The 12,147-nt window shown below is 42.4% G+C and carries 13 protein-coding genes; 11 read left to right on the top strand and 2 right to left on the bottom strand.

Annotated features, from left to right (window positions below; translation table 11 throughout):
• The first annotated feature begins 13 nt into the window (after positions 1-13).
• From IGK61_RS08550 to IGK61_RS08520, 7 genes are all read left to right on the top strand, one after another.
• Positions 14-790: a dihydroorotate dehydrogenase electron transfer subunit gene (locus tag IGK61_RS08550; protein ID WP_005226114.1), complete on the top strand. Its 777-nt coding sequence runs from the start codon at positions 14-16 to the stop codon at positions 788-790.
• Positions 790-1,713: a dihydroorotate dehydrogenase gene (locus IGK61_RS08545; protein WP_005226113.1), complete on the top strand. Its 924-nt coding sequence runs from the start codon at positions 790-792 to the stop codon at positions 1,711-1,713. Before IGK61_RS08550 ends, IGK61_RS08545 begins: the two co-directional genes overlap by 1 nt.
• A complete protein-coding gene (gene pyrF / locus IGK61_RS08540) occupies positions 1,713-2,432 on the top strand; it encodes an orotidine-5'-phosphate decarboxylase (protein WP_074535792.1) in 720 nt (239 codons plus the stop codon). Before IGK61_RS08545 ends, pyrF begins: the two co-directional genes overlap by 1 nt.
• Positions 2,429-3,064, top strand: coding sequence for an orotate phosphoribosyltransferase (gene pyrE / locus IGK61_RS08535; RefSeq protein ID WP_074535794.1), 636 nt, complete (start codon positions 2,429-2,431; stop codon positions 3,062-3,064). The genes pyrF and pyrE overlap by 4 nt, the downstream gene beginning before the upstream one ends.
• Positions 3,065-3,221: 157 nt before the next feature.
• A complete protein-coding gene (locus IGK61_RS08530; RefSeq protein ID WP_074535795.1) occupies positions 3,222-3,899 on the top strand; it encodes a carbonic anhydrase family protein in 678 nt (225 codons plus the stop codon).
• A 307-nt stretch (positions 3,900-4,206) separates the two neighbouring features.
• Positions 4,207-5,109: an AraC family transcriptional regulator gene (locus IGK61_RS08525; RefSeq protein WP_074535797.1), complete on the top strand. Its 903-nt coding sequence runs from the start codon at positions 4,207-4,209 to the stop codon at positions 5,107-5,109.
• 14 nt (positions 5,110-5,123) lie between these two features.
• Positions 5,124-5,612: a pyridoxamine 5'-phosphate oxidase family protein gene (locus IGK61_RS08520; protein WP_060791939.1), complete on the top strand. Its 489-nt coding sequence runs from the start codon at positions 5,124-5,126 to the stop codon at positions 5,610-5,612.
• Positions 5,613-5,864: 252 nt separating this feature from the next.
• On the opposite strand, the gene efbA is transcribed toward IGK61_RS08520, so the two are convergent.
• Together efbA and IGK61_RS08510 are read right to left on the bottom strand one after the other, a co-directional pair.
• Positions 5,865-7,565, bottom strand: coding sequence for a fibronectin-binding protein EfbA (gene efbA / locus IGK61_RS08515; RefSeq protein WP_074535799.1), 1,701 nt, complete (start codon positions 7,563-7,565; stop codon positions 5,865-5,867).
• Positions 7,566-7,673: 108 nt separating this feature from the next.
• Positions 7,674-8,072 carry a DUF1622 domain-containing protein gene (locus IGK61_RS08510; RefSeq protein WP_010748365.1) on the bottom strand — a complete coding sequence of 133 codons (399 nt, stop codon included), beginning with the start codon at positions 8,070-8,072 and terminating at the stop codon, positions 7,674-7,676.
• A gap of 126 nt (positions 8,073-8,198) precedes the next feature.
• Here IGK61_RS08510 and IGK61_RS08505 point away from each other — a divergent pair, with 126 nt between their 5' ends.
• The 4 genes from IGK61_RS08505 to IGK61_RS08490 all read left to right on the top strand — a co-directional run bounded on the left by IGK61_RS08505 (position 8,199) and on the right by IGK61_RS08490 (position 11,925).
• Entirely contained in the window at positions 8,199-8,777 is a 579-nt protein-coding gene (locus IGK61_RS08505; RefSeq protein ID WP_010748364.1) for a hypothetical protein, read from the top strand.
• A gap of 374 nt (positions 8,778-9,151) precedes the next feature.
• Entirely contained in the window at positions 9,152-10,204 is a 1,053-nt protein-coding gene (trpX, locus tag IGK61_RS08500) for a tryptophan ABC transporter substrate-binding protein (RefSeq protein WP_010748363.1), read from the top strand.
• Positions 10,205-10,282: 78 nt separating this feature from the next.
• Positions 10,283-11,167, top strand: a complete 885-nt coding sequence (locus tag IGK61_RS08495) for an ABC transporter permease (RefSeq protein ID WP_010748362.1) — start codon at positions 10,283-10,285, stop codon at positions 11,165-11,167.
• Positions 11,167-11,925 (top strand): ABC transporter ATP-binding protein, encoded by a 759-nt coding sequence (locus IGK61_RS08490; RefSeq protein WP_005226102.1) that lies wholly within the window; start codon positions 11,167-11,169, stop codon positions 11,923-11,925. The genes IGK61_RS08495 and IGK61_RS08490 overlap by 1 nt, the downstream gene beginning before the upstream one ends.
• Positions 11,926-12,147 lie beyond the last annotated feature (222 nt).

Here is a 12,147-nt window from a genome sequence, read left to right as displayed (position 1 = left end):
AAGGAGTTTTTTGATGAAGCAAGAAATCATGACCATCAGCAAACAGCGTCAACTGGCACCGCGGATTTTTGAAATGACATTGACGGGTGAATTAGTCAATGAGATGAGGACCCCAGGGCAATTTCTACACCTGCGGGTTCCTCAAAATGCCTTTCTTCTTCGCCGACCGATCAGTATCAATCATATTGATGCTGAGAAAAAAGAATGCCGAATCATTTATCGGGTCGAAGGAGATGGCACAAGAATTTTTTCAGAAATGACTGTTGGTGATCCAATCGATGTGATGGGGCCGTTAGGAAATGGGTTTCGCTATCATCATTTAAACCAGGGGGACACTGCATTTATCGTCGGTGGCGGTATCGGTGTACCGCCGCTCTATGAATTATCGAAACGCCTGACGCAACAAGGCGTCCACGTCATTCACTTTTTGGGCTTTGCCAGCAAAGACGTCATGTATTATGAAGAGGAATTTCGCGCACTGGGAGATACGAGGATCGCTACCGATGATGGCAGCGCGGGTTTACAAGGAAATGTTGGCAACCTGTTATTAGCTGCAGAGCAAACACCTGCGGCGGTCTTTGCTTGCGGAAATAACGGTCTTTTAAAAACCACCGCCCAGCTTTTCGAAGACCTTCCAGATGTTCAATTATCAATGGAGGCGCGAATGGCTTGCGGGATGGGTGCCTGTTATGCCTGTGTTTGCCATACGAAAGATGATGAACAAGGCACAAAAAGTGTCAAAGTTTGTGACGAAGGGCCTGTATTTCAGGCGAGAAAGGTGGTCATTTAATGTCGATCAATGTCGAGCTACCCGGATTGAGCCTGAAAAATCCGATCATGCCTGCCAGCGGCTGTTTTGGGTTTGGTGCAGAATATGATAAATATTATGACATCAGTCAATTAGGTGCGGTGATGATCAAAGCGACCACACCTGAACCGCGTTTCGGCAATCCGACCCCAAGGGTAGCAGAAACGCCTAGCGGTATGTTGAATGCCATCGGGTTGCAAAATCCTGGGTTAGAAGCGGTCATGAATCAAATTTTACCCGACTTAGCTCAAAAACACCCCGATTTGCCAATCATCGCGAATGTTGCTGGTTCGACCGTCGAAGATTATGTTCTTGTGTGTCAGGAAATCAGTCAGGCAGAAAATGTCAAAGCGATCGAATTGAATATCTCTTGCCCGAACGTCAAGCATGGCGGCATCACGTTCGGAACCGATCCTGCGGTTGCTGGTGCATTGACTGAAGCGGTCAAAAAAGTCTCGCAAGTGCCGATCTATGTCAAACTTTCGCCGAATGTGACGGATATCGTCCCAATTGCGCAAGCGATCGAAGCAGGCGGCGCCGACGGGTTTACGATGATCAATACACTTTTAGGCATGCGGATCGATCTAAAAACACGGAAACCAATTTTAGCTAACCAAACGGGGGGCTTGTCTGGTCCGTCAATCAAACCAGTGGCGATTCGCCTGATCAAACAAGTGGCGCAAGTTTCTCAATTACCAATTATTGGCATGGGGGGCGTGATGTCAGTGGATGATGTCCTTGAAATGTATCTGGCAGGTGCTAGTGCTGTCGCAGTCGGAACCGCAAACTTTACCGATCCTTACATTTGCCCAAAGTTGATTGAAGAATTGCCTATCCGAATGGCAGAATTAGGGATCCCTTCTTTGGAACAGCTGATAAAAGAAGTGAGAGAGGAGCACATGTGATGAGTGAACGGCCAATTATTGCCTTAGATTTTCCTAACAAACAGGCTATTGAAACTTTTTTAGCGCAATTTCCTATAGAGGAAAAGTTGTTTGTGAAAGTGGGAATGGAGATTTTCTACCAAGAAGGACCAGCGATCGTTACTTGGTTAAAAGACTGTGGCCATGATATCTTTTTAGATTTAAAACTACATGATATTCCCAATACAGTAGGACGAGCAATGGAACGCTTAGCTTCGTTAGGAGTTGCTTTGACGAATGTTCATGCAGCCGGCGGGATCGAAATGATGACTGCTGCAAAAATAGGCCTACAAAAAGGAACCCCCGCAGGACACAAAGTTCCTGATTTGATTGCAGTTACCCAATTGACCTCCACTAGTGAGGCACAAATGCATCATGATCAGCAGATCATGACGTCACTGCAAGAAAGTGTCATCCATTACGCCACTTGTGCCCAAAAAGCTGGGTTAGACGGTGTTGTTTGCTCCGCTCACGAAGCAAAGCAGATCAAACAAAGGACAACGGATGCCTTCATCCGCTTGACGCCTGGTATCCGACCAGCTGGCAGTGAAGTTGGTGATCAAAAACGGATCATGACACCTGCACAAGCTCGTAAAGCAGGGGCTACCATGATCGTTGTGGGACGTCCAATCACCCAATCTAAGGCACCGTATGAAAGTTATCTGCAAATAAAACAAGAATGGAAGGAAGATAGCCAATGAAAGAACAATCCAATCAAATTGCCAAAGATCTTTTAGACATCGAGGCGATTTTCTTACGACCGAATGAACCATTTACTTGGGCAAGCGGCATCAAAAGCCCTATTTACTGCGACAATCGAATCACTATGAGTTATCCACATGTACGTCGCGCCATTGCGAAAGGCTTAGCTGCAGTCATCAAAACGACTTACCCAGAAGCAGAAGTGATTGCAGGGACCGCAACAGCTGGGATTCCCCATGCTGCATGGGTCGCTGAATTGTTAGATTTGCCAATGGTTTATATTCGCAGCAAAGCAAAAGAACACGGTAAAGGCAATCAAATTGAAGGGCGTATTAAACCAAATCAAAAAATGGTCGTCATTGAAGATTTATTGTCAACAGGTGGCAGTGTCTTAGAAGCTTGTGAAGCAGCCAAAAGAGAAGGAGCCGATGTATTAGGCGTCGCTGCGATCTTTACTTACGAGCTGCCTCAAGTCCAAGAAAATTTTGATCAAGCAGGTTTATCCTATGTGACTTTGACAAACTATACAGCGTTGATTGAGTCGGCTTTAGAAACGGGTGCTATTCAAGAGTCTGATGTTGCCCTGTTACAAGAGTGGCGTAAAGATCCTGCTGCCTGGTTGAGTGAATAAGGAATTGAAATAAGAAACGGATATGTGAGGGAATGACCAAGCATATTCGTTTTATTTTTACCTATTTTCTGATAGCATTGGGAGAAAGTTTTTTGATAGGAAGGGCTATACCTTGCTGTCAACTTGAATTAGGAGGCTGTTTTTTTTGAAAAGAAATATGGACGTTCCCTGGAGTTATTCTGGAGACAATGGACCTGAACATTGGCACACTTTGTGCGACTGGTATGCACAAGGTGCCGAATTTCCTTACCAATCCCCAATCGCTTTAGTCCACGATGAGACCGAAGAACCCATCGATCAGGACTTGGCTTTTCACTATAAACGAGAGCGGTTCACGGAAAAAGAATTCAAAAATACGATTCACTTCGTTCCTTATAACAAAGAAAGCTATGTCACATTTAAAGGGATCAACTACTATTTGACGGATATTCATTTTCACATGCCGTCTGAACACATTATCGATGACGAGCAGCAAGAGTTAGAGTTTCACCTCGTTCATATGAATGAGGACGGAGAAAACTTGGTGGTGGGTATCTTATTCAAACTGACGGATAAACTCAACTGGATCTGCAATCAGCAAGACGACAGCATCTGGGACTTTGAGAACCATACCCAATGGTTTGATCCGAGCATGTTCTTGCCAGAGCGCACTCATCATTTTCATTATGTGGGTTCCTTGACGACCCCGCCAACGAAAGGGCCAATCAACTGGTTTGTCTTTGACTGGATTGGTGAGATGAGTCGTCGCTTCATTTTAGAATTCCGCGAAGAAGTATTAGAAAATAATAATCGCCCATTACAAGACCGCAAAGATCGGCCTATTTATTTCTATTGATTTATAAAAATGGTCCCTTTTGCGTAGTTTTTCTCGGACTTCTCTTCTGATTATCCTATAAAACCCGACGTAGTGGGAACCTTCTAACAATACAATCGTTTAAAAACGAACGAAAAAAAGACGAAAATCCTCGTCTTTTTTTATTTTCATAGCCATCGAGCACAAAGGCTATGCTAAACTAATCAATAAGCAGGTTTTAAGTATTCGTTTTATTGTGAAATAAAACACAATTAAATTAATTGAAAAAGAGCAGACACGGTAAAGCTTTTTTAGCGAATTATTTTATAGTAAAAGAAAGGAAATTCATATGCATGCATGGGATGCAATCCAAAAATCAATCGATTATATTGAAGACAATCTTACCGAGCCATTAGAGATCGAAACGTTGGCGCAAGTTGCATCATTGTCCGTTTTTTATTATCAGCGCTTATTCACTCGTTTGGTTAAAATTTCTATTAGAGAATATATAAAACTGCGTCGTTTGGCAAGAGGTGCGCTTTTATTGAAAGACCAAAAGAAGCGAGTCATTGATGTCGCTTTTGAAGTCGGCTTCAGCAGTCATGCCGTTTTTTCGAGAACGTTTAAAACGGTCTATAGAATTTCACCCTCGCTTTACCAGAGAAAGCCCATTGGCTTACAAAACTTTGATAAGCCAGATCTTTCATTAGGCTATATTGTGACGGAAGAGGGTATCCCATTGATCAGTGAAGGGGTTGTTTTAGAAATCCAGAAAAAAAGCAATCCGCATCCGCTGGTCTTCTATGGTATTGTCGGTTACTATCCATTCAACTATGGGAAAATGCTGGGGCAACGAACAGGGATCGACCCGATTGAAGAAATTTGGCATGAATTTCTTCAAAAAATTGCCAATCAACCGGGAAAAGCCACCTGTCAGATCGGTGTTTCGTTTCCAGGAGATGCGCCAGAAGGTCATTCAAGTTACTTTGTTGGCCAAGTAGGTGATTGCTCACAGGGATCGACCTTCAGTGAATGGACGCTACCGGCTCGGGATTACGTTGTTTGCAGTTTTGATACGATTTCAGAGCAACTGATCATCAATATGGGGAAAGCGATGCGCTATACCCGTTTCTGGTTAAAGAAGAATGGGTGGATTGCTGAGGATTTTTTCCCTGAGCTTTATCAAGAAAGAGAAAATCATGTCGTTCATGTTGAATTATGGATTCCTTTTAAAAAAAGAAGTGAGATGTAAGGAGGAACAGTACAATGACTCAGTTTGAAGAAGGAGTAAAACTACTTGAAGAAAAATTCGGACATTTTAAAGACAATGTGATCGCCCTTGCCACGACTGCTTGTAACGAGAATGACAAGGGAGAAACACAGCCAGTCGTCCGAGAAGTAGATGCTTTTTATGAAGACGGCGTTTTTTACGTGTCAACTCATGAGCAATCAAACAAAATGAAGCAAATCAGTAAGAATTCAGCAGTTGCGATTGCTGTCAGTGGTGAATGGTTTACTGCGATCGGTCAAGGAGAGAATTTAGGGTGGGTGCTAGACCCTAAAAATGCAGAATTAAGAAGCAAAATTCGCAAAGCCTTTGTCTGGTACGACGAAGTTAACAATGAGGATGATAAAGGCTGTTGTTTTCTAGCGATCCGTTTGACCAAAGGAACGTTGAATATCAATCACTGGGAAAAGCTGTATCATTTTGATTTTGAGAAGAAAGTCACTATGGAGGATGGCGGGATTTATTAGCCAGCAGAGCCTATTAGCTGCAGGTGATGTTCAATTGCCATTCTAGCGAATCTAGCAGATATGTTGATGGCTGAATTCTGAGAAGGCTTGCCTTTTGTGATACAAGCTAAGCAAAATTGTTGCTGAAAGAGCAGTAGATAGAACGAAAAAGCATAAAAACCGATCACAAGCGCTGCGAAGAGGCACGCGCTTGTGATCGGTTTTTTGATTGATTACTTTATGATTTTTTGATCCGAATAAACTTAGAAACAGCTAGGACTGTTTTAATCTCAAAATTCCCTCATCAGGTGTCACAAAAAGTGTTTTTTGATTCTCATAAATGACGAATCCAGGCTTGGCACCATTCGGTTTCCGAATATGTTTGACTTGCACGTAGTCCACTGGTACTTGGGCAGATTGACGATATTTTGAGAAATATGCGGCAAGCTCTGCAGCTTCCATTAAGGTTGTCTCACTAGGATCATCCGAACGAATGATGACATGAGAGCCAGGAATATTTTTGGTATGCAGCCAGATATCACTCTTACGAGCTGTTTTTAAGGTCAGTTGGTCATTTTGTAAATTGTTTTTTCCGACGAAAATTTCAGTTCCGTCTGAAGAAAGAAATCGTTCTGGTTGCGAAGGAGCAGCTTTTTTACGCTGTTTCGCCCGATTTTTGACGTAGCCTTGTGCGATCAGTTCTTCCCGAATAACCGCCAGATCCATGGGAGAGGCTATTTCTAATTGGGCTAACACGGATTCGAGATACGCGATTTCTTCTTTCGTTTCGGCAATCTGTTGATGGATCAGTTTCACTGCATTTTTTAATTTCTGGTAACGTTGAAAATATTTCTGAGCATTTTGATTGGGAGAAAGAGCAGGATCGAGTTTGATCGTCAAAAGTCGATTCTCATCATAGTAATTTTCCAAATCAACTGATGCAGCACCACGGGGGACTTGATTCATAAAGGTCGTCAAAAGCTCACCTTTTTGACGGAATTCTTCGGCGTTTTCTGAATCGATCAACGTTTGTTGGCGTTTCTTTAACTTCAATTGGTTCCGTTTCAGTTCATTCTCAATCTTCTTTAGTAATTCGCCACCTTGTTGTTTGACCCGATCTCTTTCCGCCTTGTCGTGATAAAACGCATCTAAAAGCTCGCTCAGACTCTGATAATGGGTGACAGTGGTGGTCGCATCGATCAATGATGGATAGGGAATTGGTGTAAAATATTCCTTTTTCTCTGACTGGAGATAACTTGGTGCTAGCTCCTGGGTAAGCTCTGTAAAGAAAGCTTCCCACTGACGCAGTTTTTCATTGGGATTGGCATTGATTCGAGCGATCAATTCTTCTGCTGTATCGCGGCCTAAGCCTTGGAATCGTTGTTGAAGTTCTTTTGCCGTCAATGGATCAAGAGTAGATAATTCTTCAAAAATCTTGGTGCGAGAGGCTGTGAAAGGATTAAGCGTCGATTGCTTTGGTGGTGCAACATAGACAGCACCTGGCAATAAGGTACGATACGTATTTTGGGAATGACCAATGTGTTTGATCGTATCGACGATTTTTCCACTCGTCTTATTCATTAATAAAATCGTACTGTGACGGCCCATTAGTTCGACGATCAAGACGAGGGCTTGCAAATCACCTAATTCATCTCGTCGCGTGAAATGAAAATGGATCACACGGTCATTGTCGATTTGTTCGATTGATTCTAAGATCGCCCCTTCTAAATATTTCCGTAGCATCATCAAGAAATTCGGTGGGGTTTCTGGATTGCTATAGGCGATCGTTGTGCATTGTACACGAGCATAGGTGGGGTGTGCGGATAGCAAAAGTTTGTGATTTTTCCCTTGGGAACGGATCACAAATACGACCTCATTTTCATAAGGTTGATGAATTTTGTTTACACGTCCACTGGTTAATTGATCTTGTAATTCTTTGACCATTAAATGGGTAAAGACACCATCAAAAGACATATTGTTTCCCTCTTTTCTTTTAAGGATAGTTTGACTGAGGGATTGATCCTTCCAATGTCAAATATTCCTATCTATTATACCGAAGAATCCAAAGAAAAGCCATGGCAGCTAGCTTTCCTTTTTCTTGGTAGGTTGGTGATCGGTGGTTTGCAGTGCACGCTCGATTTCCTTATTCAAGAAATAAGAGATGACTGTCCGAATAATAACGACGGCAGCTAGACGGACGATGTCTTCGAAAGTAGGGTGGATGATCGTCTCAATAATATCTGCTGCAATCAAGATCTCCAGACCTAATAAAACATAGCTCCCTAAATAATTGCGGATAAAATTATTCTCTCTGGCTGCCACCAATCGATCCTTTTCTGTTAATTCGTAGCGCACAAAGTCAATGCCTGCGATCAATACACCCCAAACGATGACAAAAATGGAGAGAAAGTTCAAACAGACAACGATGAAATCGAAGATTGGATTGGCTCCAGACATCAATGAATCAGCTAGATTATGCATAATGACTCCTTTACCGTTTTCTTTTATCTTACCGAATAATCGTAGAAATGTGAAGTTTCTTGACGTTCTAGAAGGGAATTGATAGTATGAATTAATAGTAGGATTTTAAAAAAAGGTGGGCAAATTATGGAACAAGTTAGGAACTTTGTTCATTACACGAAAGAAAAAATAGTTGAAAGCTGGCAAGCTTTTTTAGATGATCTTTATCGAGATCAGAAAAAAACGATTTTCACGCTGATCGGGGGAATTCTTTTCGCACTGGTCTTCGCAGGTTTGATCGTCTTTTCTCAAAATCGTATCAATGCTTCTTTAGTGGATCGGATCGCTTTTGACAAGCTGCCGTCAGAAAAAGTACAGCCATTGCCTTATCTGACTGCAGACAAGACGATTCGTGAAACACGAGCGATCTCGGTGATGTTTAGTAAGCCCAACGGACCTCAACTCGATCAAGTATTTGATCTGATCCAAGCGCAAGAAGATGAGCTGAATCGGACATTTTTTTATTATCCAATCGTCTATGATGCGGCTTTTTTCTCCAATGAATACAGCGTTGACCCTGATAAAGTGACGTTTGTTTTTTATGAAGAAGGGGTTGAGAAAAATCGCTTTACCTTTGATTCATTTGAGCAGCCAACGACGGAATTCATCCCAGAATTGAATCGTTTACCGATGTGGACGATTCGTTCTTCGGCCAATGATCGATAAAAAAATCTGACAATTTGACAGAAAATTGTTGACGTTTTTTTATCAATAAGCTAAACTGAATTCAATCAAGAAAGAAAACAAGTTGAGAAGGAGGAACAATCATGAAACTATTTATTCCATTGCAAGTGAAATCATGGCAAAACTGGCGTAGATAGTTGTATTGATGGGACCTCATTCCATAGATACAACTTTTTAGAGAACCTTCTAAAGTGCTGTATCTATGCTGGTAGTTGAATTTATCGCCGCATAGGACAAGCTTCTATGCGGCTTTTGCTTACTTGCAATTGCCGTCACATAGGCAGTTGCTTTTTTTGTTCTCAAAAACCATAAAATGAAAAACACGAAAAACGTAAGCAGAAAAAGGAGAATGAAAAATGAAAAACAAGGGATTAATTGCATCGGTTGCCGTTATTTTATTATTTTTAGGAGCGACATTTGTCTATCAGTTAGGAATGAGAAGTGGGACCAATCAAGCTAGTGAGACTTCGGAACCAGTAGAAAAAGCTGAAAAAACAGTCGGGATCCTACAATTTGTCAGTCATGAAGCACTGGATGCGATCACCGAGGGGATCAAAGAAGGCCTTAAAGAATCAGGCTATACCGAAGGGGACAACTTGACGATCGAATTCCAGAACGGTCAAGCGGATCAAAGCAAATTGGCAACGATGAGTCAGCAGCTGCTAAATAAAGATGCCGACGTTTTGGTTGGGGTAGCAACACCCGCAGCACAAGCGTTGGCGAATGTCACTCAGGATGTACCGATCGTTTTAGGAGCGGTCACTGATCCAGTTGGGGCAAATCTGGTGGCAGATATGGATCAACCCGGCGGCAATATCACTGGTGTTTCCGATAAAGCACCAGTTGCTGCACAAATCAAACTAGCAAAAGATTTGCTGCCAGAGGCAAAAACAGTCGGTATTTTGTATTCTTCGACCGAAGACAATTCGAAATACCAAGTGGCAGAAGCAGAAGCTGCTGCCGAAGAAAATGGCTTGACCAGCAAATCGTATGCCGTTCCTTCAAGTAATGAAATTGCGCAAATGGTCCAAGTGATGGCACGGGAAGTCGATTTTATCTATATTCCGTTAGACAATACGATCGCAAATGCTATGCAGACCGTAGTTCAAGAAGCCAATAAATCAAAAACACCAATCATTACTTCCGTAGACACGATGGTGGAACAAGGCGGTTTGGCAACGGTCGGACAAGATCAATTTACGATAGGCGTGGAAACTGGGAAGATGGTGGCAGCAATTCTTGATGGGACAGCAGAACCTGCGACAACACCGATCTATACATTCAGCGATGGCGAAACGATCATCAATGAAACTCAGGCGCAGTTATTGGGCATCACTATCCCAGAAAACCTCAAAGACGAGGCGAAACTGATTACAACGACGCCAGAAAGCGAAGCAAGTGACGAGTAACAACCAAGAACAGCGACCACCTGCGATCATCGAGAGGGTCTTGAAAGAGAAAACTTGTAAGAATATGGAGGAAGAATGATGATTGTTTCAGCAATAGGGCAAGGACTACTTTGGGGAATCCTGGGATTAGGGATTTTTATGACCTATCGAATTTTAAATTTCCCGGATATGACGACGGAAGGGTCCTTTCCGTTAGGCGGTGCTGTCTGTGTGACAGCGATCACCCATGGGGTGTCGCCCGTCTTAGCGACTTGTTTAGGAGTATTGGCTGGGATGTGTGCGGGCTGTGTGACAGGACTTCTTTATACAAAAGGCAAAATTCCCGTGATTTTAGCTGGAATCTTGGTGATGTCTTCATTGAACTCGGTCATGCTGTTTGTGATGCGCTCACCCAACCTCTCTTTATTAAACCAACCGAAAATTCAAGATTTTTTTACTAGAATGAATTTACCGAATTATTATGATACGGTGATCATTGGATTGATCATGGTCTTGTTGATCGGGGGCGTCTTGGTTTACTTTTTCCATACAAATTTGGGTCAAGCTTACATCGCTACAGGTGATAATGAGCATATGGCAAAATCGATGGGGATCAATACCGATCGAATGAAAATCATTGGATTGATCGTCTCCAATGGCGTGATCGCACTCTCAGGCGCATTGATTGCGCAAAATGACGGCTATGCCGACATAAGCAAAGGTATCGGTGTGATCGTTATCGGACTGGCGTCAATCATCATTGGTGAAGTGTTATACGGGGAACTGACCTTGCTGGAACGTTTGATCGCTATTGTGATTGGCAGCATTATTTACCAATTATTGATCCTATTTGTGATCAAAGCTGGATTTGATACGACCTACTTGAAGATCTTCTCTGCAATCGTCTTGACGATCTGCTTGTTGATCCCTCAATTTAAACAAGCCTTGCATCTACGCACTGGTTTTGAAACGGAGGACGAATAATGTTAGCCTTAAAAAAAGCCTTTAAAGTTGTCGGCAACGGACCAAATGAGAAAAAAGTACTCTTGAATAAAATCGATCTTTCTTTAAAGCCAGGAGAATTTGTCACGGTCGTTGGAGGAAACGGCGCCGGCAAAAGCACGTTATTCAACTGCATCTCAGGCACCATGCCCTTGACGAGTGGGCAAGTGATGATCGATGATCAAAATGTGACTACACTTTCGGAAGAAAAACGCGCACGCTTTTTGGCGCGGGTTTTCCAAGATCCGAAAATGGGCACTGCTCCCCGTATGACAGTGGCAGAAAATCTGCTGTTAGCCCAAAAAAGAGGGCAAAAACGGTCACTTGGTCTTCGACAACTCCAAGGACAAAGGGAAATGTTCTTTGCACTTTGTAAAGAAATCGGCAACGGGTTGGAAAATCATTTGGATACGCCAACGGGCAGTTTATCTGGTGGTCAACGACAGGCACTAAGTTTATTGATGGCAACGATCCAAACTCCAAAACTGTTGTTGCTAGATGAACATACGGCTGCGTTAGATCCAAAGACCTCCAAACAGCTGATGCAAATCACTGCAAAACGCGTGGAAGAACAAAACCTGACCTGTCTAATGATCACCCATCGGATGGAAGATGCATTAAAATACGGAGACCGCTTGATCCTGCTCAGAAAAGGGGAGATCGTCAAAGATCTTTCAGCAGAGGAAAAAGCGCAATTAAGCTTACCTGAACTATTATTGTTCTTTGAGGATGACTTATAAACCCTTGATAGAACAGTGTTTTCAAAAAAAACAATCAAATAAATGAAAAAAATAAGAAAAAATCATTGACATCTTTCAAAGTTAAACCTATACTTAGGTCAATCTTACATCAGTTTGGAGCGAACGACTATGCAAAAATTATTGCTAACGAACCCCACACAACTGAATAAATATTACTTTAGCTATTTTAGATAGGTTTGTATTCATGAAGGCATGGGTACA

The organism is Enterococcus sp. AZ063, assembly GCF_051715045.1.
GTDB classification, from domain to species: domain Bacteria; phylum Bacillota; class Bacilli; order Lactobacillales; family Enterococcaceae; genus Enterococcus_D; species Enterococcus_D casseliflavus.
The sequence above is the reverse complement of the archived record's forward strand: the minus strand, read 5'-3'. Positions and strand labels throughout refer to the sequence as shown.

Bases quoted from the DNA above. Each gene is read 5' to 3' on its own strand.
- IGK61_RS08530 (WP_074535795.1), top strand. From the start codon at position 3,222: ATGGACGTTCCCTGGAGTTATTCTGGAGACAATGGACCTGAACATTGG.
- IGK61_RS08520 (WP_060791939.1), top strand. From the start codon at position 5,124: ATGACTCAGTTTGAAGAAGGAGTAAAACTACTTGAAGAAAAATTCGGA.
- pyrF (WP_074535792.1), top strand. From the start codon at position 1,713: ATGAGTGAACGGCCAATTATTGCCTTAGATTTTCCTAACAAACAGGCT.
- IGK61_RS08505 (WP_010748364.1), top strand. From the start codon at position 8,199: ATGGAACAAGTTAGGAACTTTGTTCATTACACGAAAGAAAAAATAGTT.
- IGK61_RS08525 (WP_074535797.1), top strand. From the start codon at position 4,207: ATGCATGCATGGGATGCAATCCAAAAATCAATCGATTATATTGAAGAC.
- IGK61_RS08495 (WP_010748362.1), top strand. From the start codon at position 10,283: ATGATTGTTTCAGCAATAGGGCAAGGACTACTTTGGGGAATCCTGGGA.
- trpX (WP_010748363.1), top strand. From the start codon at position 9,152: ATGAAAAACAAGGGATTAATTGCATCGGTTGCCGTTATTTTATTATTT.
- IGK61_RS08510 (WP_010748365.1), bottom strand. From the start codon at position 8,072: ATGCATAATCTAGCTGATTCATTGATGTCTGGAGCCAATCCAATCTTC.
- efbA (WP_074535799.1), bottom strand. From the start codon at position 7,565: ATGTCTTTTGATGGTGTCTTTACCCATTTAATGGTCAAAGAATTACAA.
- IGK61_RS08545 (WP_005226113.1), top strand. From the start codon at position 790: ATGTCGATCAATGTCGAGCTACCCGGATTGAGCCTGAAAAATCCGATC.
- pyrE (WP_074535794.1), top strand. From the start codon at position 2,429: ATGAAAGAACAATCCAATCAAATTGCCAAAGATCTTTTAGACATCGAG.
- IGK61_RS08490 (WP_005226102.1), top strand. From the start codon at position 11,167: ATGTTAGCCTTAAAAAAAGCCTTTAAAGTTGTCGGCAACGGACCAAAT.
- IGK61_RS08550 (WP_005226114.1), top strand. From the start codon at position 14: ATGAAGCAAGAAATCATGACCATCAGCAAACAGCGTCAACTGGCACCG.